This window comes from Microcoleus sp. MON2_D5 (genome assembly GCF_036701905.1).
Lineage (GTDB): Bacteria > Cyanobacteriota > Cyanobacteriia > Cyanobacteriales > Microcoleaceae > Microcoleus.
On the sequence record NZ_JAUBRM010000014.1, the window covers coordinates 56798 to 79494 of the forward strand.

The window sequence follows — 22697 nt, forward strand, 5'->3', positions numbered from 1 at the left end:
TGCGCTAAGAACTTAGTAGCCTCGGAACTGTTCTACTGCTTCTGTATATCGAATCGGCAGAACGTATTCTAGGTTTTCGTGGGGGCGAGCGATAATGTGGGTAGAGACGACTTCTCCGCCGTTCACGCGCTTGACGGATTCCACTCCTGCGGCGACTGAGGCTTGGACTTCCGACACGTTGCCGCGCACAATTACTGTGACGCGGGCGCTGCCGATTTTTTCATAGCCCACGAGGGTAACGCGGGCAGCTTTGACCATAGCATCGGCAGCTTCCACAACAGCGGGAAAACCTTTTGTCTCAATCATTCCCACGGCAATTGACATTTTTGAATCTCCTTTGAGGATGAGCGAAATTACCGTTACAAATCTTTGAGAAATCTAAAAATTTGGACGGGGAGGCCCACATTTTTTAGTAATGCAGTGTAAAGCTTCCTATCCTATAAGAATAGGGGAAGCTGTCCACCTTGACAATATAAACTAACATCATAATGTTTAATAACAAAAATTAAAATTTTTTATGTTACTTAAAATATTTTAATATTTATTTAATAATCTTAATATAGAGAGGGGTGGATGCCGACGGCGAGGAGGATTAAAGTAAGTAATAATACTCATATAAAGTAGAGTTCGGTATGTGAAGCCGGAGCGGAACACTGCCGGGAAACTTGGGGATTCCCAAAGGGGGATCGCGGGGAAATCGGCAAAAAAGCAGTCTTGGCCGATCTGCAGGCATTTTTTTCTTTGAGTGCCTCGTCTGCTCAGCTAGTAATTTTGTCTTGAGAGAATTATCAGTTTTGATGCTTTAATGTATAGTTAATCTGGAGTGCAAATTATTTTGCCACAACTATACGATCGGGTTTAGTCAAAGTTTTAGGGTCTCGCGCGATCGCCTGCGACTGTTTTTGTATAAAGGCAGCCAGTAATTTGAAGTTTAAGGGATAAATTAAATGACTCAATTTCTCCTCCAAGCCTGTTGGTGGGTACCTTTATATGGCTTGATAGGCGCAATTTTAACTTTGCCGTGGTCTACCGGCACCGTTCGCAGAACTGGCCCGAGACCTGCAGCTTACTTCAATTTGCTGATGACGGTGTTGGCTTTCATACACGGGTCAGTTATTTTTACAGCGACTTGGGATCAACCGCCCCAACAGTTGCTCGTGCACTGGGTGCAAGCAGCCGATTTAGATTTGTCTTTTGCAATAGAAATCTCCACAGTCAGCGTCGGAGCAATGGAGTTAGTTAGTGTTCTGAGTTTGCTAGCACAAATTTACGCTCTAGGCTACATGGAAAAAGACTGGGCGCTAGCTCGATTTTTTGGGCTGATGGGTTTTTTTGAAGCAGCAATTAGCGGCATTGCCATTAGCGACTCGCTGCTTCTAACTTACGCTTTGTTGGAAGTGCTGACGCTTTCAACTTACTTGTTAGTCGGGTTTTGGTACGCTCAACCGCTGGTAGTAACAGCCGCTAGAGATGCGTTTTTAACAAAGCGTGTAGGAGACGTGCCACTGCTGATGGGAGTAGTGACGCTTTCAACTTTAGCGGGAAGTTTGAATTTTTCCGATTTGGAAACATGGGCTGAAACTGCAACTTTGTCTCCTGTAGTGGCGACTCTTTTAGGTTTGGCTTTAATCTCCGCACCTACGGCAAAGTGCGCTCAATTTCCGTTCCATTTGTGGCTCGACGAGGCGATGGAAGGGCCCAACCCGGCTTCGATTATGAGGAATACCGTAGTTGTGGGCGCTGGGGCTTATGTTTTGATTAAACTTCAGCCTGTTTTAGCGCTTTCCCCGGTCGCAGATGCGGTGCTGGTGGTTTTAGGTGCGGTGACGGCTGTTGGCGCTTCCTTGGTGGCGATCGCCCAAATCGACATCAAAAGAGCACTATCGCATTCTACCAGCGCTTCTATGGGTTTGGTGTTTATCGCCGTGGGGCTAAATCAAGTTGACATTGCTTTGCTGTTGCTGTTCGCCCACTCGATCGCCAAAGGCCTATTATTCATGAGCGTAGGGTCAATTATTACCACAACTAACACTCAAGATTTAACAGAAATGGGTGGGTTGTGGTCGAAGATGCCTGCCACGACTACGGCTTATTTAGTAGGCGCTGCGGGGATGGTAGCGCTGTTGCCTCTGGGCAACTTTTGGGCGATGCGGCGCTGGCTCAACGGTTTTTGGACTGTGCCTTTGTGGCTGGTAATAGTGCTGCTTTTAGTTAACGGTTTGACAGCGCTAAATTTAACTCGCATATTCGGTTTAGTGTTTGTGGGAAAACCGCAGCCGAAAACTCGCAGAGCTCCGGAAGTCGGTTGGCAGATGGCTTTGCCGATGGTAATTTTGACGGTGATGGGGCTGTTGGTGCCTTGGATGTTGCAGGAGTGGCAACTATTAATTAGTTGGACTGGGCCTTGGGCGGAAACGGGAGATTTTGATGCTTTAAATTTGCTTTTGAAGACGCTGGATACGCCGCTGTTGTTGTTATCTGGGTTGGTTGGCGTTGCGGTTGGGGTGGCGATTTATTGGTACGGCGTTTTACCTCGACCGGTACGACTGCCGGTCCCGGCGTTGCAGGATTTGTTTGCTTACGATTTTTATATCGATCGGGTTTACCGCTTGACTGTCGTTTGGGCTGTGGCTTTTATTTCTAAAATCAGCGCTTGGACTGATAAGTATGTGGTGGACGGGGCGGTGAATTTATTCGGTTTTGCGACAATTTTCAGCGGTGAAGGGTTGAAGTACAGCGGCACCGGTCAGTCGCAGTTTTATGTGTTGACTATTGCGGGGGGGGTTGCTGTGTTGCTGGCGTTGATTATTTGGCAGTTTTAAACCGCAGAGGTTGGCAGATGAATTTATTCTGGATTTGTCTGCTTTGGATCTAGTTTTATTTAATTTTAAACCGCAGATGAGGGCAGATGAACGCAGATGATTTTAGTCTGGGTTTGTCTGCTTTTTTATGTCATTTTACTCAAAATCGATCGGCCACAATTCTGTCACCGCAACTTCCCAACCGGGCAAAAGTTCGGGAATTGAAATCATGTCGCCGTCTCTCAATACCACTGGCTCTGCAGTCGGAGTGTAAATTGTTACTGTACGTTTGTCTGGGTCGATTAATATTCCTACTTTTGCTCCGAGTTCGAGAAATGATAAAATTTTTTCTCGCAGGGGTTTGAGGCGATCGGACTGAGATTTGATTTCTACAACTAAGTCGGGAACGAGTTCGGCAAAATACCTTTTACTTTGCTTGAGGCGATCGGCTACCACAAACGAAACGTCCGGTGCTGTAAGATTTGAATTGGGGAGAATAAACCCGCCGCTGGACTCAAACACTCGTCCGAGTTTGCGGGGTTTGACCCAGTTACGCAAAAGACTGCCAAACTCAAGTCCAATTTCGCTCGATACAATGTCTGATGGGCCCCTAACCATAATCTTCCCGTCTACCAGTTCGAGTTGGTAGTCTAGATGTGCTTCCGAGAGTATACCTTGCAGTTCTTCCAAGTCGGCAACGGTGAGGCGGGTGGAAGGAGAACCGGATTTAATTGGCAAATCTTCTCGATCTGTAAGACTTGAGGTCATAGGAGGATTCCAGAGACATTGGAATCTATGTTAACAAGAAAATCAGCCGATCGCTTTTATATGTAGTTGCTTTGCGTTAATGTTAAATATAGCTCTAAATACTGTGTAACCAAGGAAAGTTTTAATTGATGCTCAGTGCTTTAATCTGGATACCAATGTTGGCTGCTGCCCTGATTGGGCTCTGGCCCGGTTCAGTGAGTTCTAAAATAGTTCGGAATGTCGCGATCGCCATTGCGGGTATAACTTTTATTCTTTCGGTAATTTTGGCAGTTCAGTTTGATGCCAGTACCAGTCAGTTGCAGTTTTCGGAATTTATTCCTTGGATAGATGTTTTGGGATTGAATTACAATCTCGGTGTTGATGGTTTGTCTCTGCCTTTGGTAATTTTAAATACTCTGCTGACAGGGGTAGCTATTTACGCTACGGATGAGTCGATCCGCAGACCTCGACTTTATTATTCTTTGATTCTGTTAATTACCGGCGGCGTAACAGGGGCTTTTTTATGTCAAAATTTGCTGCTGTTTTTCCTGTTTTTTGAGGTAGAATTGATTCCGCTTTACCTGTTAATTGCGATTTGGGGAGGCGAGCGCCGGGGTTATGCTGCTACTAAGTTTTTAATCTATACTGCATTTTCGGGAATTGTGCTGCTGGCTGCTTTCTTGGGCACTGGGTGGCTTAGCGGTGCTTCTAGTTTCGATATGGTGGGTGCAGCGGGCGCATCGCATTTGCAAGGAGGATTGCCATTGCCTTTGGTAAGGCAAATTGTTTTGCTGGCAGGGGTGTTGCTGGCTTTTGGAATTAAGATGCCTTTGGTGCCTTTTCATACTTGGCTGCCGGATGCTCACGTAGAAGCTTCGACGCCGGTTTCGGTGCTGCTGGCGGGGGTGCTTTTGAAGCTGGGAACTTATGGGATGCTGCGCTTTGGTTTGGGTTTGTTTCCAGATGCGTGGGCGGTGGCGTCGCCGACTTTGGCGAGTTGGGCGGTGGTGAGTGTGCTTTACGGGGCGAGTTGCGCGATCGCCCAAAAAGATATGAAAAAAATTGTAGCTTACAGTTCGATCGCTCACATGGGCTACATTTTGTTAGCTAGCGCCGCAGCTACTCCCATTAGTATGCTGGGAACAGTTTTGCAAATGGTTAGCCACGGTTTAATTTCGGGGCTGCTATTTTTGAGTGTCGGCGTTGTTTACAAAAAATCTGGCACCCGCAACATCGATGTGCTCAAAGGTTTATTCAATCCAGATCGCGGTTTGCCGATGATTGGCAGTTTAATGATCCTCGGCGTGATGGCAAGTGCCGGCATTCCGGGTTTGGCTGGATTTATTGCTGAATTTTTGATATTTCGGGGCAGTTTGCCAGTGTTTCCGGTGCAAACTTTCCTCTGCATGATCGGCACGGGTTTAACTTCAGTTTACTTTTTAATTATGGTCAACCGCGCCTTTTTCGGCCGCCTTTCGGATGTGGTGGTAAATTTGCCGCAAGTCCGCTGGCGCGATCGCATCCCTTCGCTGGTTTTAGCAATAATTATCGCAATCATGGGAGTGCAGCCGGGAGTTTTAGTTGCTTTGAGCGAAAAAACTGCGATCGGGATGGTAGCTAATGTGCCACCGCAAGTTAAAGTGATTGCTCACAACTTAGACTGATAGGATGTCCGGTCGCTCGACCGCAATCCAATTCGTTTGTAGTGAGGAATGCCAGTCATCCTACAAGTGTGAGGACGGCCATACTCACTACAAACAAACGCAACCTGCATAAACCGTAAAAACTCCGGTTTCTTCGAGATAGAGTGCTTCCTGGAGGGTAGGTATTTTTATATCACCAAAAAGTAAAGGTTTGTGTTGTTATGTAGCAAACATTACCCAAAATGATATAATAGCAGAGTTATAAACAGTAAAAAAATAGTTTTAAATTCAGGCTAACTCGCGATGAAAAGTACCGTATTAAAACCCTCGGCCCATCCCCTATCCGCATACATTGACCTCTTGGAATCAGGCAAAGCTTTACTGCCTGAATCTACGGAAAATGTGGTTGAAGTTGTCGGCGTGCTGAAAAGTTATGGTATTGTTTTAGATGCCTATTCTCGCAATCTCAATTATATTGCAGAAGAACAGTTTTTAGTGCTTTTCCCGTTTTTTAAATATTTCAATGGGGAAGTCACTGTAGCGAAGTTAATGCGCTATTTGTGGCACGACAGGATTAATTTTGAGTATGCTGAGTATTGCATGAAAACAATGCTTTGGCACGGCGGCGGGGGTTTGGACAGTTATTTGGATTCCCCGGAATTTAGCAGTTTGGCCGAAAAGGCGATCGCGGCTAAATTGAAAGGCAATTTTTTTATGCAGGCACTACACAAAGCATTTCCTAATTTTTTGCCGGAACAAGTGCGGATGCTGGCTTACTACACCGGCCTCGGTCAGTTTTGGCGGGTAATGAGCGATTTGTTTATGGACTTATCTGATTCCTACGATCGAGGGGAAACTAAGTCTATTTCTGATGTAGTTGATTTTGTCAAAGCCGGTTTAGTCGCCGCAGCCAGCCTACCGATTACCTACAGCGTCAAGATTGGCTCTCAAGTCTACGATATCCTGCCAGCGACGGCTAATTTGACATTTTTACCAGATGTAGCCGTGCCTTATGTAGAGGCTGTTTTCTTTCGGGGCACGGCGTTTTTTGGCACAGTTTCATACAATGCTCAAGCTCATCAAATTCCGGGAGAACAAAAAGAATTTGCCTACGGGGCTTTGTTTGCTGACCCTTTACCTATTGGAGGCGCAGGGATTCCGCCAACTCAATTGATGCAAGATATGCGGCATTATTTGCCGGAGTATTTGCAGGAAGTTTATCGCACTAGCTGTCGCGGTGAAGACGATGTGCGGGTGCAAATTTGTCAGAGTTTTCAGAAGTCGATGTTTTGCGTGACGACGGCGACTATTTTGGGTCTAGCACCTCATCCAATGAATACCTCCGATCCAGAGGAAAAAAAGGCTAATCGAGCTTATTTGGAAGGTTGGATGGATCGATTTGGGAATTCTCGCTTGGATTGGGCAAATCAGCCAACTAACCGGGCCTGTCAGTTGTTCCCAGAACGGTAGAAGGGCGACTGGTTTTTAGGGCGCAATGTCTCTAGGAGTTGCAACAATATTACCTGCTTTGGCAATTGCTTTCTTTTGGAGTGCGAAAGCTCATGCTGGCGATCGAAATGATATCACGTCCCGTCAAATAGCTGTTATAAGGCAAGTAGTGAAAACTTCAGTCCTCAAACTTTTATGAGGACTGAAGTCCTGACTACCAAACAATTTTACGGTAGTCATTTTAGCGGACATAATATGACCTGATAAACTGTTTGTTTTCGGGCCATTGTGATTGCTTTTATAAGAGGTATATCCGCTAACGCTTAGACTGGTAATGACAGGATAAAGCACTTCTTATTTCCGAACTATCTAGATTCGGACTAGAAGACTCAGGCCGTGAGAGTCCGTGCCACAAGTTCCCAGCAAACCATAAGTTTCGGCTAAATCTTTGACTAAAGCAGTTTGTTTGGGACTCGGTTTCCAAGGATTTGGATTACCGTAAGCATAGTAAATTTCTACACCGTCAATTCCGAAACGGGCTGCTTCTGGGATTAGTTGATCTGCGGTCGATCGATACCTGCAAGGATGTGCGAGAACTGCTAAACCTCCTGCTTCATGAATAGCTTCAATTACCCTGGCTGCTGAATAACAATAAGTGCCTTCAGTGCTTTTACCTCGTAGGTATGGTTGGAGACTGGGATGTTGCGGATCGAAGGCGTAACCGAGAATGTGTACCTCATTGTTGAGCAAGTCGGCATTAATTTCAGCGCCTGTCCAGAGACTAGGTGCTTCGCTATTTTTGTCGGGATGGTTTAATTTCCAATTATCCAGCCAAATTTGAGCTTTAACGTAGCCTTGGGTGCTGTGGTGGTCGGTAATAGCTAAGCCTTTGAGACCTCCGGCTATGGCTTGTTCCATCAATTTCTCTGGCTGTAATCGCCCGTCGGAGTAGACTGTGTGCATATGAAAGTTATAGGAACCCGGACAGCTATCGGCATCAATTGTCTGAAAGACTTGTTTGAGTGCTGAGATATTCTGGGCTTCTGGTTTGAGACTAGAAGCGGGGGAGCGAGCGAAATTGACAGCCATAAGCGTTATTATAGAAAAAACTAGCTTTGTTTAATATATCTAATAAATTGATATGTTGCACCTCTGGCAAGAGTCGGCTGTAGGATTGAAACACCTAGCGGATTGTTGCGTTCGGCACAAGATATCAATTCACTCGCACATCTTGCACAATTCTTTATCCAGAATTTTATCGTCTGGTGGGGGCGGGTTTATGAGATTATTGATTTTAGGCAATTATATTGGGTAAAACTCGTCTCGGACGGTTTGTTGACAAGGCCACAAGATATCAATTACTCCCACATATTGCATCATTCTTAACAACAGGCAAGATGCCTGTTCTACAAAGAGTAAATTTTCTTGTGGGGTGGGCATCCTGCCCGCCCTCGAAAGGTTTGTTGACAAGGCCACAAGATATCAATTCAATCGCACTTTAAACCTGCGGCTGCGGCGGTGGGAAATTCGATCGGCACAAAGGTAACGCCATATATTGCTGTAGAACAGGGTACAATATGCGCTACTCGTTTGGGAGGATTTTTCCGATTTCCAGTCTTTGAGTCAAACTCAATTATACCCGTGGCTCCCTCGGCTTTAAAGTTTGGATCGGCTAAGGTTTTTTGCATTCCTTCGCGAGTGGGTTGCGCCTGCATTTCTAGGGCTTTAATCAGCGTCCGGGCGGCGTCGTAGGTTAAAGCCGATCGAGTATTCACCGGGCCTCCCCACAATTTTTCCGCGTTTACAGGAAATTTTTTGTCAAAGCTTGCTAGCGGATGCCAAAACAGAGATATTCCCAATTTTTCAACAGACTTTAGCTCTTTTGCTACTTCTAGCGTTCTCGGCTCGTACAGCGTCCAGGGCCCGACAATCCAATTGCGATCGCCGTTAGCTTTTATCATTTCGATCGCATTTTCTACGGACTTAGTTACTTGACCGTCTGGAAAGAGTGCTATGGCTTTTATTCCGGCTTTCTCAACTTCTTCGATCGCTGCTTCTGCGTTGAAATCATTTTTGGATAAGTTCTCATAATTTCTGAGTCTATAAGTTTTACCTCCTTTGGCTTCAAATTGCTCGGTAAATTCTTCCCACAAAGAATAGCTGAATGGACTGTCGGGATTGTAAAAAACAGCAACTTTTTTTCGCCCTACGCTCAGCAATTGATTTACTAAGCCTTCAGCTTCTACGCTAGTTGTCGGAGCCGTCCGAAAGAAAAATTTTCGGGGTTTTCGGGTCAGTTCTTCTGTGGTGCTTCCCGGAGAAAGGGCGACTAATTTATGGCGATTGTAAATATCTACTGTTTCCACAGTCATGTCGCTGGTATAATGTCCGATGAGTGCTAGAATATCGGGCCGCTGGACTAGGTAATTTGCTCTTTGAACTGCGTAGGATTTAATGTTTCCGTCATCAGCAATGATGACTTTAAGACCTTTTCCGTTAATAGCTTTTGGTTGGAGAAATCCTTTACCGGGAAAGTCTCGATCGCTCTCATTGGAGATGAGACTTAAATTAACTTCGGTTTGAGCTTGAGCAATGCCGCGCAGCAGTTCTTCGGCTAAGTTGGCGTTGGCGATGCTACCGTCTTGATTTCTGCGGATGGGAACAACAATGGCGATGGTATAATACTCTGCACCGCTCGCTTCCAGCAGGGCATTGTTTATGTAAATTAAAGTTTCCGGATCTCTGCGATCTTCCCTCCATGACTGTTTGAGCAATTTAAAAGCTTCTGGATAATTTGAGTCGGCAAATTCGCTAATTCCTCTTTGTTTTGACCAAAGGGCGGAGGTTTGTACTAGAAGTTTTTCGCCAGAACTTACACCATCTGTGGAGGGTGTAGGAAGCGTTGGTGGCGGTGAAATTGGGGAGGGTTCAGCCTGCGTTGGTTGCGTTGAAGTTATGGGGATTAGCGGGGGAATTCTGGGGTTTAAAAGTACGATCGCCAATGCAGTAGCAATTCCCACAGAACCTAACAACAATCGGCGAAAGTGCGATTTCCCGGAACCCGGAGTTTTGACTACCGGAGGTTCAGGTGGCGGAGGTTCGGCTACGGGAGGTTCAGGTAGCGGAGTTTCGACTAACGGAGGTTCAGCTAGCGGAGGTTGTGCAACTAACAAATCCAAGTGTTGCAAAATCTCATTCAGGGATTGGTAGCGCTCTCTAAAATTCCAGCGCACCATCTCAGTTAAAATATTTCTCAAACCGTCGCTAACTTGTACCGCAGGTCGATCGGGTGTTGAGTAATGCCAAATGACCTCGCCAGTTTCCCGATCGGGGAGAAAAGGGGGAGTTCGCCCGGTGAAAGCTTCAATAGCGGTAATTCCTAGCGCGTAAATGTCATTGTAAGGTTGCGGTAACGACTGCGGATTGTATTGTTCGGCTGGCATATAACCCCTAGTGCCGATCGCCTGGGTTGTTAATATTTCACCTGTAGAGTTAACGCTAAGAGTGGCTATTTCACTGACCGCTCCAAAATCAATTAAAACAATTTCTCCATTGGATTCGCGTCGCATTAAGTTATCAGGTTTAATGTCGCGGTGTACAATACCTTCTTGGTGAACAGATTGTAATATCTCCAGAACTTCCAGCAAAAAAGCAACGGTTCTTTCCTCGTCGATCCACCCCTGACCCGCAACGAGTTCTTGACGGATCTCATATCCTTCAATGTATTCTTGAACTAAGTAGAAATGGTCGTTTTCTTCAAAGCTATCGAACAATTCGGGAATGTGCGAGTTATGCCGGAGACGGTGCAGGGCGCTAGCTTCGCTTTGAAAGCGCCTCCTTGCTTGTTCCAAGACGCGCGGCTCTTCCGATTCGGGAAAAGGAATTTCCTTAACAACGCACAGAGGACGATCGGGTTTGTTTACTTGCGCAGCCTTGTAGGTTTTAGCAAACCCTCCCTCTCCCAACAACTCGATAATTTGGTAGCTTCCGTGCAGAATATGCTCTGGTTCTAGACACATAATTTTTATCAAACCTCTTGATAAACTGCGGTTTTGAATGTCGATTATAGCAGGCTCAATTAGGTGAGGGAGGTCTGGCAATCGGTAATTAGTAATTGATAATTAGTAATTGGCAATCGCTCGGCGAGTACCTAACTGACTTGAAAACTAATCTACAAGCTTTTTCGCTGCCAGATGCAGGCTGATATTATATCAAAAACCGGCAATCGATCGAACTCGCTTTAACAAGTTAGCCCGGGGTGTCAGCCAGCGAAATTTCATTCGGGCGATCGAATATTGCAAGTCGGCCGGGGCGGGTTTACAGGATCTCGGATTTGTACTGAAGATCGGGCGCGAACCCTTTCAAGGTCGTAGTCGAATATGCTGTACTTGTTATTCGAGTACGACCTTGAACTCTACAGAAATTACGGTTAATATGACACACTCTACAGCAAACTGATGACTAATGACTGATGACTGCTGACTAATTAAGTTTCCCCTAACTTGCTGAGTACAAAAGCAACCAGAAACCCGCCGACAGTAATTAATCCGGCAAAATCGTGAGTTTCCTCGAAGGCTTCGGGAATCATGGTATCTGAAATCATTGCTAAAATACCGCCCGCTGCTACGGCGGTAGTTGCAGCGATTATTTCCCGAGAAAAGTGGCTAAAAAGCGTATATCCTAACAATGCTGCGATACCGGAAATAACTGCGCTCGCGCCCCAAACTCCAAAAACGTAACCGATCGATCTCCCTGCTTTTTTCATACCGGCGGCGCTAGAGAGCCCTTCGGGAATATTGGAAAGAAAAATTGCCGCTACTGTCACCCAACTGACAGCGCCTCCAGAAATCATGCTGACACCAACGACGATCGACTCCGGTATTCCATCTAACAGCGCGCCGAGGGCTATAGCTAATCCGCCATCGCCTGACTCTGTTTTAGCTGGGTGCAAAGTGCCCGATCGCTTGCGGTGTTTGGCTCCCTGTTGATTCAAAAACCAATTGGCTGCTGTGTAGACAGCAGCGCCCCCCAAAAAGCCGATCGCCGTCGAGTCGAAACCGCCGAGCTTGTAAGCTTCATCCATCAGTTCAAAGGATAGCGCTGAAATCAGCACACCGGCGCCAAAAGCCATAATTGTCGCGATCGCCCGCTGAGGAATGCTCACAAAGTAACCCACCGCCGCTCCCAGTAGCAGCGCCGAACCCCCCACTAAACCCCAAAATCCTGCCTGCAACCACACTGGAAACATCAGCCCTACCTCAGAGGAAAATTTTTTATGCCCGCCTAAAAATTATATATAGGACTTACAGATGGGGGCCATAAAACGGGTTTTTTACCTAATTCACTAAGTACATTCCTCATAGTTAGAGTCGCTAGTGTTCCCATCAACATTAACTTTTTTACCCCAGGATGCGATTGACTCGAAACCAGCGATAGCGGTAGGCTTCTAAGGGAATAGAGGGCTAATTTTTTTAACTAGCATTATTCAATCAATAATAACGAGCTTTGCTCCTTATCGCCGTCTCCGCTGACCGAAAGCATACAGGATACAAGCCCCCGGATTCATCCGTGGAAAAATAAAAAACCTGTATCCGATGAAACTTGCCCCCCGAATTTATCCGTGGGGTCAATGCTTCAATTCTTTAATCTAAAATCTAAAATCTAAAATCGATTGACGGATATCCTGACCCAAGAATTAGATAAGTGAACCCACCAACCCTTGCTGCAATCATGTGAGAAATTACCCGGCTTTTGACTGCGTTTGTGCTGTGTTGGATGTCTAGATAAATTAAAAATGAACTGGCAGCAAGGGATGCGAATAATAAACATTGACCGCTCAGAAATTTGACAAAAGCTAAGACTGTTAATACCGTCGCATTTTGTAGCAGTGCTAGGAAAAATTATCCCGGTTATTTTCAACGGCGTCTGCAAGAACGATTGGCTCCTTCTAATGGTTTTAATCTCCAATGTTTTGGCTTCCTTTGATTCCTCTATAAAGCCAATAAAAGAGCCGTGTAAATTCCAGCACCAAGAGCAAATGCCCAAAACCGACTTTCTCGTTCTTCGGGCAATTCTTCTTTGAGGACGTTGAGAACAATTCCTCCGGCTAAAAAAGCAAATAAAACTGCGATCGTAGTTTTTCCAATTTCAGTAGCGCTACCCAACACCCACCCCACAATAATAGCTGCTGCTAGTATCCAGCGTCCGATGCGGTCATAAATATGCTTGTGGTGTTCCCGCAAACCAGAGTCGTTCACTGCAAAGTGCAGCGCCATTGCACAAGAAAACAACAGCAGATTGGTAACGCCCGGTTGTTCCCGATGCAGCAGCAGATAGCCAATCAGAGCGTTGTAGATTGAAAAAGAGCCTATGTGCAACCAAAAAACAGCAGGACTGGTCACATCTTCTTCGCCACGCTGACGAGATAAATTTGCCATTTGCTCCAGGCCGTAAAATACAGTCAATCCTAACAAAGCTATTAAATAAACGTGGTGTTCGAGATAGGAAATAACTCCTGCTTCTACTTGCTCTAATACCGCTTGGTGCAGATTTAATTCCGGTAAAATATGCACAAAAACATAAGCTACCGAAACCCCACTTGCTGCTGAAAGCCAGCCACTGCGAGGAATAGGAGCAAACCGCAACTTGCCGCAAAATAAATGTGTCAGCGCTAAACCAATGGCAATCAGCGCGCTTAAAGCTAAAGTATTAGGAGCCGATCGTAAAGCTGTTGTTATTACCATAATTCTGCTCAACCAAATTAATCCTATTTTAAAGCTTTAATGACTTGGTGATACCGCTCTTGCACATCTTTCTGGTCTTGCTCCTGAGAGATTTGTTCGCGGCTACTATTTAAAATCATCTCCGCCTGACGGCGTAAAGCTTCTCGTTGTTTGGAATTGCGGGTGTAAGTGGCGATGCAAGCTATAGCTTCCAATAAGCGAATTGTTACCGCCACATCTGATTTACTGTACTGGCGAATTTGGTTGAAGGCAGCATCGACTAACCCTTGAAACCTCACTCCTTCAACAATGACGCGCAAATTCTGTTCATCGTCGTAGCGATAGGGCGAGGGAAAATCCCTTTGAGCGAGGCGGGATAATCCGGCGCTGAGTCGATCGATACACCGAATCGCAGTAAACGGATCGTTGATAGCAGGAGAAATCGCACGCAAGGCAATTTCAACTAACTGATCGATTGGAAATTCTACATCTTGATATTCAGTCCGTTCTTTGCCCAGAATAAAAGCATCGTTAATCTGTTGGGTCAGGCTTTGATTCACCCCTTTCTCCGGGAAAAGCATCGCTAAATCGCTGCCCTTGACGATAAACTTTCCCGGTCGAGTTGTAAGACGTACAAGCAGATTGTACTGACGGGCAATTTTCATTAATTCGTCGTCATCGATTGCTTGCAAATAACCCTCGCCAGTGGCTTTGATTGGACTTGCTTCCGAGTCAAAATTTGCAGGAATTTCTCCCACTTGTCGCGAGTTGTTCGCTTTACCTTCTCCGATTTTTCCGGGAAACAGACGCTCTAGAGCTTTGTCTAAATCGCCACTAACTTGAGTAATTACATGGGACGCTTGAATAATGGTTGATGCGTGATGGATAAAGTAAATCAGTACGCCGATACTGGCAATTGCCAATCCGGTAGCAACTGTAACCGAGAGTTGGGGTACAAAGAGACTGTATCCTTCTCCTTCTGCATGAATGGTTCGCAGTACGAGTAAACAGTAAATAAACGTGCCAATGAAAGTGCCAAGCACGATTTGATTGCCCGTATCCTGCATAAAATTACGTAGCAATCGGGGACCAAAATTTGAACTCGCCAACTGAAGCGCCACAATAGTAATGGAAAAAGCTGTAGCAACAACGCTGACCATTGAACCGGCAACCGATGAAAGAACCGATCGCGCACCCTCGGCTCCACCCGTGTAAATCCACCTCCAGTTTGGTACATTACCCGTGCGGTCAAGTGTCAGCATTGCGATCGCTAAAATCATCGACCCCACCGCCATCAACGTTGGGATAAACCAGTAGCTAGAGTGCAGCGAGTCCCAAAGTTTGCTTAACTTGACATTTTTCATGAGTTGGGGTGGGGTTAAGATTGTCCGTTGCCGTCTTGTTGCGATCGCAGTTCAATTAGTTTTTGCAGAGAACCGCTGATGCTGCGGGGTTTAGGAACTTCGCCACTACCAACGGGCCATCCTTCGCGTTGACGTTTGCGATCGCCATCCGTCTCTTCGGTTTGGTCGTGAAACAAAATTTGCTGCGTAGGAAACGGCAAGTCGATGCCGTTGGCAGTCAGCTTTTCCTTAATCGCAGACAGCACCTTGTCCCGCGATCGCAGATCGTCAATTCGTCGCGGCGGAGCAATCCACCATCGAGCGCGGATATTGACACTACTTCCTGCAAGTTCCATCAGCAGCACGTCAGGAGCAGGGTCATTCAAAACCTCATCCACACTGTGCATGGCTTCCATCATTAACTGCTTGGCTCGGTCAATATCATCGCCGTACCCTATACCAACGTCGTATTCCATCCGGCGTTTATCAAAGGCGGTATTCACCATAACAGAATTGGTGAACAATTCGGCATTGGGAATTACAATCCGGCGGCCATCATAGGTTCGGATTGTTGTAGCGCGAGTTTCAATACTTTCTACCGTTCCCTCAAAGTTTTTAAACACAATCTGGTCATCGATTTGGAACGGTTCCGTCAAAAGAATTAGGATACCAGCGAGGAAGTTTTGTAAGATATCGCGAAAGGCAAAACCAATCGCTACCCCGCTAATTCCCAGCAGTTGCACCAAATCGCCTGCTTTAAATGTGGGAATTACAATCGACAAGGCAATAAACAGACCAACCAGAACAGTAATACCCTGCGCTAACCTTCCCAACACCAGTCCCAAATTCCGGGATTGGCGGTGGTTGCGGGTAACCTGCCTGACCGCTCTCTTAATTGACCGGCCAACAAAGAAAAAGATTGCAAAAACAATTAACGCTAGTATCATATTAGGCAGCAGGACAATGAAGTCATTGATCATGCTCTCAATCTTGTCCCAGACTCCGGATATTTCTGCTGTCATAAAACTTCCTCTTGCATCAGTCGTTATTGATAGTATTAAAATTAGCCATGTCAAACTCTATCTTAAGGCAGTAGATTACGGTAACGTGAGGCTAATTTAGGACTTACACAGCGACAGTAAATATTGGGGATGGTGAGTTAGGCAGAAAGCTAACGCACCAACAATTTTTTTCAAGTGGATATCGAAGCCACATCTTGACCGTTGAGTTTGTGTGCGATCGCATCCAGCACCTTCTGTTCTGCTTCGGAAACCTCTCCCTTACTTTCGGCAATGCGACGGCATTGAGCTAATAGCGGTACTGCAAAGTCGGGGTTAAGTTGTTCTAACAATGCACCCCATGGTTTGGGGGACTTGATGTTAGCAGCAATCCTTTTGAGAGAATCGGCATTTAATTGCAAGACCTTCAATTCTGGCAGAATATCTTCCCAGTTTTTGTTGGGATAACTTGCCAAAATCATGTGAACCATAATTTGATCCATCCCTGCTTGCTGCGCGATCGCCACATCGAGATATTTCTCGCTTTGTTGCTGGATCGCTTGCAGCGTTTCGGTTCCAGGTTCTTCAGTCTCTTCCCTCACTTTGGCTTCGTAAAACTGGCGCGCCGCATATCCCAGCGCGTACAGCATCGTAGCATTCGTACTCGCACCAATCATCGCGCCAGCCAGCGGTACGTTGCGTAAAAAGCCCAAACCAGCTCTCATTGCGTTGCTACCGCCTAGCGCTAACCCAAAAATTGCCAACACCTCGCCTTTTCGGGCTGGCTGTTGCAAATCCATCCCATAAGCGGCGGCAATTTCATAAACCATTTCGGTTTGAATCGCAGTAGTCGCGGCTAAATCGATCGCCAGCAGTGCAGCCGCGACACCGGGTAAAATGCTGCTAGCAAATCCGACACCACCGGCGTGGATCGCTTTTTCCACCATAATGCGATGGGCAATTTCGCTGGGCTCTTCATTGGGATACTTTTGTTGGAGTTCCTTGACTTGAGCTTCGGCTTTGGCTAAGTCGATGCGATCGCTGACCCCAACTAACCAATCAAGCCTGAGTAACCCTGCGACTTGTTTAACAAAGGGAAGATTGCCAACATAAGTTACCGCATCTCCGGTTCCTTGCGTCGCTTGTCCAATCAATCGATAAGTTTGTTTAGCAGCAGCTTCCCCCCAATCAACTGCTGTGTCAACAACCGCTTTGCCTGTATTCAGTGCAGATTCTGTTGTCTCGGCAATGAAATTTAACAAACCAGACTTTTGCTGTGAATTAGTTTCTTTTTTTGGCTTTGATTGGTGATCCATCACTGTTTTTTCAATTAACTACAATACGCCAGGTTTTCAGTTTGGACGTAGCCTCTCAGCAGCACTGTAATCGGCACCCAACCATCCCTTCCTAAACTTTCAATCGTCACTCTTCGTCCATTCTCACCAAGACTTTGATTCGTCACATTTCGCGCGGAATCGATGATGCCAATCACTTCGCTGTTAGCCGTCGGTTGTCGCCGAACCTTAAGACCATTCCTCGCAATAACCTGGCGACAGCTATCCGGTACTTGCGCTAGTAAATATTCACCTTGAATCTGTGTTTTATTTGTATCAGCGGCGAACGAGGGAGCAACTAAAACCGTTGCCGTTAACAAGATCGAACTTGTTAACCTTGTATATTTTTGCCATATCCTCTGCTCTTGCATCGCTTTATCTCCTTTTAAATCTCTATGCCAAAACCTTAGAAAAGGTTTTTAGCTCGTTCATCTTCTCCAAGAAAGAATGAATTACCATCCCAAGGGTATAAAATAATTCGACTCGCTGCTGTGCTTGTTGAATTTTCTGGTTTTATCATCGCTAATCAAGCATAAACGCGAGGTTTGCGAGCGCCAACAGTAGCACCAATCATTGCCGCTGCCAAACCCAGCAAAGAGCCAAGTAGAAATGACCAAGCAGCTTTAGCTGTATTACCACCGATATCGCGAACTTGATTTGAGTCTACATTCGGCGCTTGATTCGGTATATTAACGCCGTCCTGTTGTTGTACTTGATTGGCAATTTCTCCAGCATTAGCAGCGGCAGCGCCAACAGCACCCGATATCCCGCTTGCTAATAACCAAGAACTAAGTGCTAAGGTAGTTCCCCACAGAATTGCTGCATTCAAAAGTGCTGTTTTCTTAGTCATAGGGCCGCAGCTTTGAGCCATCACCCAACCGCCTAAAAATAGGGAAATCAGCAAACTGATAATCGACAAAATTACGACCCCAAAACCAACGGAACCTGCATCCGCACCTGTTGCACCCGCGCTTAATCCGAGCGCCATTCCCAAAGCGCTTAAACCCAGTTGAGTGCCCAGAGCGATCGCAATTCCTGCCAAAATTGGCCCCCACCTCACTTGGTCGTGGTAATCCACCAGCGGATTGACGATTGTAGGCTCAGTGAGTTGACTGTCCGATCGATCTGGATAAGTCATAAAAGATTAACCCCTGCGTTACGTTGTCATTTTTTCCTTGAAGGTAATTTAATTTTACTTAATCATCATTACCAGAATATCTACCGATGGGCCTAATATTTTTAAGTTGAAAATTTTACATATCAAAAGTAGTAATTTAGCTCATAAAATCGAAATCTCCTTTTAAATAAAAACCAGCAGTTAGTTTAGAGATGCCCTTAATTTTGTAGGATATCCCGTAGTTAAGGTGATAATAAAACCTAATAAATCCTTGTGAGAGTTGGTGGCAGAAAGGTTGTAGGTTGGCTCCACCCAACCTACGAATGATTAGATAAATTTATCACCTTCAGTACAGGAAAGCTAAATTCATCCACCTAAAGATAGAAAAATATAAAAAAATCTCGCTATCTTGATGATTTTCAATTTGCTGAATCATTCATAAGAAGCAAGTATGAGAACTGATATCTATCTAAAGTAACTGCACAAGTTGATGTAGATAGTACAGGAAACAACAATGTTACTTTACAAAATTGAGGATTTTAATCCCAACTACCGCCAAGCAGCTTTTGATGACGACGATATCAAAGGGCTGGATGTGTATGCCGGAAATACCGTTGATAACTCCCATCAACATTAACTTTTTCCACCCAGGATTCGATTGACTCGAAACCAGCGATAGCCGTAGGCTTCTAAGGGAATAGAGAGCGAGTCGGCACCGAGAGATTCATACAGGCGATCGCCAAATAAATCGAACAAATGGCTGTATTCCTGAGATTTCAGCGTAGCGGTACAAGGTTTGTCGGCTAGATTGTGGACAGCAATCACCGTCCTGCCTTGCCAGTCGCAGCAGTGGGCTAACACCGAAGGAGAGTCGGTTTCGAGAATGTGCCACTTGCCCCTACCCAACTCAGGACATTGCTTGCGGATGCTGATTGCACGTTCCATCCAGTTAATTAATGAGGCAGGATCGCGCTGCGCTGCGACGACATTGACTTGTTTGTAACCGTATTCTCCGTTGGCGATCGCAGGTCTGGCAAGGGCATCAGTTGCAGCCGTCGAGAAGCCACCATTTGCTGCATCTGACCATTGCATCACCGTGCGGACGCTGCCTCGACCTTCCAGCGAAAGATCGTCGCCCATGCCAATTTCTTCGCCATAGCGCAGCATGGGTGTACCAGGCAGGGTGAAAAGCAAGCTGTAGACCAGTTCAATCCGGCGGCGGTCACCTCCCATCATCGGTGGTAAGCGACGACGAATCCCGCGCCCGAAAATTTGCATAGTTTTCTCAGGGGCAAACGCTGCAAAAATTTCCTCTCGTTCCGATGAAGTAATGCGGTCTAGCGTCAGTTCATCATGGTGGCGCACAAAATTAAGCCACTGACAAATATCAGGAATATCCGGTAAGGTTTTTAGTCCATCGCGCAGCGCTGTGGATTCTTGACGCGCCAGGGCCAAAAACAGATGCTGGTTCAGCAAAAAGTTGAACAGGATGTGCATTCTGTCGCCCTTAGCAAAGTAGATAGAAATTTGATCGCGATCGACATTTGCTTCTGCCAGCAACACAGCATGACCCTGACGCGATGACACAAACTCTCTCATTTCTTCCAAGAAACCTCGCAGGTTTTCGGGGTCTGCACCTTCGATGCCAATTCCTTTAATTAAAAAGGGAACAGCATCAATGCGGAATCCAGACACGCCCAGTTCTAGCCAGAAACCCATAATTTTGCAGATTTCTTCTCGTACCGCCGGATTGCCAATATTCAAATCTGGCTGTTCCTTATAGAAGTGATGCAAATAGTAAGCGTTTGCTTGTTCGTCGTACTCCCAAATACTGTCCTCGGCATCGGGAAACACCAGCGATTCTGGATCTGTTTTGGGTGGATTTTCTGACCACACGTAGTAATTGCGATACTTGGAGTTTTTATCGCTTTTGGATGCAACAAACCAAGGATGCTGAGTGGAGGTATGATTTACTACCAGATCGATCAGCACCCGAATTCCTCGTTCCCTTGCTTGGTGCATGAACTCGACAAAATCTCCCAGGGTTCCGAGTCTCGGATCGATGTTGTAGTAATCCATCACGTCGTAACCATTGTCGCGGTTAGGGGAAGGATAAAACGGCAGCAACCACAAACAAGTAATTCCTAGCGCGGATAAATAGTCTAGGCGGTTGATAAGTCCCTGAAAGTCGCCAACACCATCGCCGTCGGAGTCCATGAAGGTTTCAACATCGAGGGAGTAGACAATTGCGTTTTTATACCAGAGGTCTTTCATTGCAGTAAATTTCCTAATAAAGAAACTGTGTAACTTGGCTGTGTTCAGAAATCCGGTCACAGCGCTATTTAGGAAGCTGAATGCCACCGGTATAGCTCATCTTTCGGAATATGAGCCTAAGTTCTGTTTGTCCCAATTAAAAATATATCTCTCAATATAAAGGTAGATGAAATATCTCTCAAGATAATAAATCAATTACGTTTTTTCAATTAAAAAACGGTCGATCCGGCTGACTATCATTAGCAGGAGCGATCGCTACGAATTTCCGATTAGATGTTCATCCAAATAGCCAAGTTCTTTAGCTTGTAGCTGCCCTGTCTTCGCTCTCTTTCGCCAAGACAGTGCAAAACCACAAACATTAGTTATATCGGTCAGCCCTTGTCATTCCTAACAACCTAGGAGCTATGTTTGCCTTTAGCGATCGCCCATGCTGCCAACTAATCTTCTACCCAATTGAGTAACCCAAGAGAAGTAACAGCTCCAAAAAAGTGAGCGCCAATCAGATTGACGTTTGCCATCGTCACAAAAATATCTAGGGAACGAATCACATTTTCTGGCGAATAAGCTGTCATCGCTTGGGGCTGACTAAGAGTTTTTGCGAGGACTACAGCAACTGTTTCTTCAGAAGCAACAAAGGCGATTAATACCCCCACCAAACTAGAAACTAATCCAATCCGTAAGGTGTGAGTAATATGTTCTTTGCTGGGATAGACCTGGGAATTTTCGGCGTGCAAAAGTCTGCCTAACAGCCTATAGCGAAAATCCCAAAATATTCTAAAGCCCAGCAATAACAGGCCAATTATTGCTAAAACTACCCCGAAACCAATACCTGCATTATTGGTTTGTTCGCCCATGTTGCGACCCAACATAGCAAATAATAAAACAATGCCGGAAACAGCACCCAAGAATAACTGTATCCAGAAGCTAAATCGACTAAACAAGCGAAAAGTTGCGACGAATTCGCTTTGGGTCAGCGGTTGCGACAAGGATTCTGGTTGATTCAGTTGATTCATATATATACACCTTATTGCTGAATTGATCATGAAAGCAAACGACGTAAGAAATAGGTTCTGCTTGTCTTCCTGTCGCCAGCGATCGCCTTGTGGTTAGCTATTAGAGTTTTCCTGAAAAGTCAGTTAAGGGCAAGCAGGATGCCTGATGTTTAGGAACCGACTGGGGCAATTTTCGGTAAATAAAAGGTTGAACTCAACACAGCCACTGCCGTTGTGGTTGATTGGATTTTCCTCAAATCCTCCCGGTTTGGAACAATCAACTTCTTGCGGTAATGGGAATTTAGAGTCTTAAAAATCGACTTAGGCAAAACGTCTCTTGTTTCTGTTCAACATTTCACAATCTTGCTTCTATCTCCATTTAATCTAACTAGCCAGACCTTGCCATCTGTCTGATGCCATAAGAAAATATCCCCCTGATGGAAGATGATTGAGCGAAAATTTATGATATAGCTTTGAGTTAAGTGCGAGCGATCGCACTATTGGCCATAGATGCTTGATTCCCAACAGCCGCACTAGGGCGCATCCATTCTTGCAACGTCCATAACCTAGTTAAGGCAGCTATTCCAGATTCCCTACTATTCATATGCGAGTTGGGATCTATTCGTTGCAAGCAAGATTACCCGGACAAATTTTTGATCGCCTTTCCAGTATTGACGATTTAACCGAACAAATTTAAACGAGTTTTATGTGAACCAATTCGCATATTTATTTGTTGTATTCCCACTATCTAAGCCTAATTATCCATAGCTTATTAATTATATTGTTTGACCCGACTCCTGGTAAATCCGATGCCATAGCGCCACGGAACTATCAGCCTTTTCCCGGCTTTTTACCGCCAGCGAGCCGATGCAATTATTTCAAAATTAGAAAAGGGTTTAATGAGTTGGTTGGCAGGCATTGCATAAAGCAGGAGTTTTATTGCTATAGCAATCCTTGCAGGAGTCATAAATCTTTTACCCCACCCCAACCCTCCCCTTACTAAGGGGAGGGAGTAAGAAATTCACAAATGATTTAGGCTTGCTATCTTACGAGCATTATTGGTTTGTTTGCTTTGCAAGGGCCAATGCTTTTTGTTAACTGAATTGTGGCATTTATATTCGCTTTTATTCCCTAGAAAGGCGAATTTTTAAGTGTAATTTCAGCACGGCGGCCTTTATTAGATTAGCCTGGAAAACCATGCTAAGTGTTGTTGCTATATTTCCTAATTCCACAAAGTGGAGCAGGCTGTTTTGTCACCCCAATTCTTATGAATAAGC

General features: G+C 45.5%; 18 protein-coding genes. 4 read left to right on the forward strand and 14 right to left on the reverse strand.

Features of this window, described 5'->3' with window-relative positions; all coding sequences use genetic code 11:
* Window positions 1-12: 12 nt before the first annotated feature.
* Complete coding sequence (locus QUA47_RS07355) at window positions 13-324, reverse strand: carbon dioxide-concentrating mechanism protein CcmK (RefSeq protein ID WP_006635059.1); 312 nt, start codon at window positions 322-324, stop codon at window positions 13-15.
* Between the two features lie 623 nt (window positions 325-947).
* Here QUA47_RS07355 and QUA47_RS07360 point away from each other — a divergent pair.
* On the forward strand, window positions 948-2822 hold the full coding sequence (locus tag QUA47_RS07360) for an NAD(P)H-quinone oxidoreductase subunit F (protein WP_333430251.1): 1875 nt from the start codon (window positions 948-950) through the stop codon (window positions 2820-2822).
* A 135-nt stretch (window positions 2823-2957) separates the two neighbouring features.
* Here QUA47_RS07360 and QUA47_RS07365 read toward each other — a convergent pair whose 3' ends face one another.
* Window positions 2958-3569, reverse strand: coding sequence for a Uma2 family endonuclease (locus QUA47_RS07365; protein WP_333430252.1), 612 nt, complete (start codon window positions 3567-3569; stop codon window positions 2958-2960).
* 128 nt (window positions 3570-3697) lie between these two features.
* Between QUA47_RS07365 and QUA47_RS07370 the strand changes: the two genes are divergently transcribed.
* Window positions 3698-5212: an NADH-quinone oxidoreductase subunit M gene (locus QUA47_RS07370; protein ID WP_333430279.1), complete on the forward strand. Its 1515-nt coding sequence runs from the start codon at window positions 3698-3700 to the stop codon at window positions 5210-5212.
* 282 nt (window positions 5213-5494) lie between these two features.
* Complete coding sequence (locus tag QUA47_RS07375) at window positions 5495-6661, forward strand: CO2 hydration protein (RefSeq protein WP_333430253.1); 1167 nt, start codon at window positions 5495-5497, stop codon at window positions 6659-6661.
* Between the two features lie 348 nt (window positions 6662-7009).
* Here the strand turns inward: QUA47_RS07375 and QUA47_RS07380 are convergent, their stop codons facing one another.
* The 9 genes from QUA47_RS07380 to QUA47_RS07420 all read right to left on the reverse strand — a co-directional run bounded on the left by QUA47_RS07380 (window position 7010) and on the right by QUA47_RS07420 (window position 18175).
* Window positions 7010-7729 (reverse strand): PHP domain-containing protein, encoded by a 720-nt coding sequence (locus tag QUA47_RS07380; protein ID WP_333430254.1) that lies wholly within the window; start codon window positions 7727-7729, stop codon window positions 7010-7012.
* A gap of 398 nt (window positions 7730-8127) precedes the next feature.
* Window positions 8128-10659: a bifunctional serine/threonine-protein kinase/ABC transporter substrate-binding protein gene (locus QUA47_RS07385; protein WP_333430255.1), complete on the reverse strand. Its 2532-nt coding sequence runs from the start codon at window positions 10657-10659 to the stop codon at window positions 8128-8130.
* Window positions 10660-11126: 467 nt separating this feature from the next.
* Window positions 11127-11888, reverse strand: coding sequence for a ZIP family zinc transporter (locus QUA47_RS07390; RefSeq protein ID WP_333430256.1), 762 nt, complete (start codon window positions 11886-11888; stop codon window positions 11127-11129).
* A 742-nt stretch (window positions 11889-12630) separates the two neighbouring features.
* On the reverse strand, window positions 12631-13383 hold the full coding sequence (locus tag QUA47_RS07395; protein WP_333430257.1) for a hypothetical protein: 753 nt from the start codon (window positions 13381-13383) through the stop codon (window positions 12631-12633).
* A 23-nt stretch (window positions 13384-13406) separates the two neighbouring features.
* Entirely contained in the window at window positions 13407-14726 is a 1320-nt protein-coding gene (locus tag QUA47_RS07400) for a DUF2254 domain-containing protein (RefSeq protein WP_333430258.1), read from the reverse strand.
* Window positions 14727-14740: 14 nt separating this feature from the next.
* Window positions 14741-15727, reverse strand: a complete 987-nt coding sequence (locus tag QUA47_RS07405) for a mechanosensitive ion channel family protein (RefSeq protein WP_333430259.1) — start codon at window positions 15725-15727, stop codon at window positions 14741-14743.
* Between the two features lie 170 nt (window positions 15728-15897).
* The gene (locus QUA47_RS07410; RefSeq protein ID WP_333430260.1) at window positions 15898-17019 is read right to left on the reverse strand and encodes a hypothetical protein; all 1122 of its coding nucleotides are present in this window, start codon (window positions 17017-17019) and stop codon (window positions 15898-15900) included.
* 14 nt (window positions 17020-17033) lie between these two features.
* A complete protein-coding gene (locus tag QUA47_RS07415) occupies window positions 17034-17357 on the reverse strand; it encodes an SH3 domain-containing protein (RefSeq protein ID WP_333430261.1) in 324 nt (107 codons plus the stop codon).
* A 206-nt stretch (window positions 17358-17563) separates the two neighbouring features.
* Window positions 17564-18175, reverse strand: a complete 612-nt coding sequence (locus QUA47_RS07420) for a hypothetical protein (protein ID WP_333430262.1) — start codon at window positions 18173-18175, stop codon at window positions 17564-17566.
* A 493-nt stretch (window positions 18176-18668) separates the two neighbouring features.
* Here QUA47_RS07420 and QUA47_RS07425 point away from each other — a divergent pair, with 493 nt between their 5' ends.
* Window positions 18669-18791, forward strand: coding sequence for a hypothetical protein (locus tag QUA47_RS07425; RefSeq protein WP_333403192.1), 123 nt, complete (start codon window positions 18669-18671; stop codon window positions 18789-18791).
* On the opposite strand, the gene QUA47_RS07430 is transcribed toward QUA47_RS07425, so the two are convergent.
* From QUA47_RS07430 to QUA47_RS07440, 3 genes are all read right to left on the reverse strand, one after another.
* The gene (locus tag QUA47_RS07430) at window positions 18788-20428 is read right to left on the reverse strand and encodes an alpha-amylase family protein (RefSeq protein ID WP_333430263.1); all 1641 of its coding nucleotides are present in this window, start codon (window positions 20426-20428) and stop codon (window positions 18788-18790) included. The genes QUA47_RS07425 and QUA47_RS07430 overlap by 4 nt on opposite strands.
* A 437-nt stretch (window positions 20429-20865) precedes the next feature.
* Window positions 20866-21441, reverse strand: a complete 576-nt coding sequence (locus tag QUA47_RS07435) for a DUF3611 family protein (RefSeq protein WP_333281876.1) — start codon at window positions 21439-21441, stop codon at window positions 20866-20868.
* A 457-nt stretch (window positions 21442-21898) separates the two neighbouring features.
* Window positions 21899-22024: a hypothetical protein gene (locus QUA47_RS07440; RefSeq protein ID WP_333430264.1), complete on the reverse strand. Its 126-nt coding sequence runs from the start codon at window positions 22022-22024 to the stop codon at window positions 21899-21901.
* Window positions 22025-22697 lie beyond the last annotated feature (673 nt).

Excerpts from the sequence above, each read along its gene's own strand:
- QUA47_RS07355 (WP_006635059.1), bottom strand. The coding sequence starts at position 324 with ATGTCAATTGCCGTGGGAATGATTGAGACAAAAGGTTTTCCCGCTGTT.
- QUA47_RS07360 (WP_333430251.1), top strand. The coding sequence starts at position 948 with ATGACTCAATTTCTCCTCCAAGCCTGTTGGTGGGTACCTTTATATGGC.
- QUA47_RS07365 (WP_333430252.1), bottom strand. The coding sequence starts at position 3,569 with ATGACCTCAAGTCTTACAGATCGAGAAGATTTGCCAATTAAATCCGGT.
- QUA47_RS07370 (WP_333430279.1), top strand. The coding sequence starts at position 3,698 with ATGCTCAGTGCTTTAATCTGGATACCAATGTTGGCTGCTGCCCTGATT.
- QUA47_RS07375 (WP_333430253.1), top strand. The coding sequence starts at position 5,495 with ATGAAAAGTACCGTATTAAAACCCTCGGCCCATCCCCTATCCGCATAC.
- QUA47_RS07380 (WP_333430254.1), bottom strand. The coding sequence starts at position 7,729 with ATGGCTGTCAATTTCGCTCGCTCCCCCGCTTCTAGTCTCAAACCAGAA.
- QUA47_RS07385 (WP_333430255.1), bottom strand. The coding sequence starts at position 10,659 with ATGTGTCTAGAACCAGAGCATATTCTGCACGGAAGCTACCAAATTATC.
- QUA47_RS07390 (WP_333430256.1), bottom strand. The coding sequence starts at position 11,888 with ATGTTTCCAGTGTGGTTGCAGGCAGGATTTTGGGGTTTAGTGGGGGGT.
- QUA47_RS07395 (WP_333430257.1), bottom strand. The coding sequence starts at position 13,383 with ATGGTAATAACAACAGCTTTACGATCGGCTCCTAATACTTTAGCTTTA.
- QUA47_RS07400 (WP_333430258.1), bottom strand. The coding sequence starts at position 14,726 with ATGAAAAATGTCAAGTTAAGCAAACTTTGGGACTCGCTGCACTCTAGC.
- QUA47_RS07405 (WP_333430259.1), bottom strand. The coding sequence starts at position 15,727 with ATGACAGCAGAAATATCCGGAGTCTGGGACAAGATTGAGAGCATGATC.
- QUA47_RS07410 (WP_333430260.1), bottom strand. The coding sequence starts at position 17,019 with ATGGATCACCAATCAAAGCCAAAAAAAGAAACTAATTCACAGCAAAAG.
- QUA47_RS07420 (WP_333430262.1), bottom strand. The coding sequence starts at position 18,175 with ATGACTTATCCAGATCGATCGGACAGTCAACTCACTGAGCCTACAATC.
- QUA47_RS07425 (WP_333403192.1), top strand. The coding sequence starts at position 18,669 with ATGTTACTTTACAAAATTGAGGATTTTAATCCCAACTACCGCCAAGCA.
- QUA47_RS07430 (WP_333430263.1), bottom strand. The coding sequence starts at position 20,428 with ATGAAAGACCTCTGGTATAAAAACGCAATTGTCTACTCCCTCGATGTT.
- QUA47_RS07435 (WP_333281876.1), bottom strand. The coding sequence starts at position 21,441 with ATGAATCAACTGAATCAACCAGAATCCTTGTCGCAACCGCTGACCCAA.
- QUA47_RS07440 (WP_333430264.1), bottom strand. The coding sequence starts at position 22,024 with ATGAATAGTAGGGAATCTGGAATAGCTGCCTTAACTAGGTTATGGACG.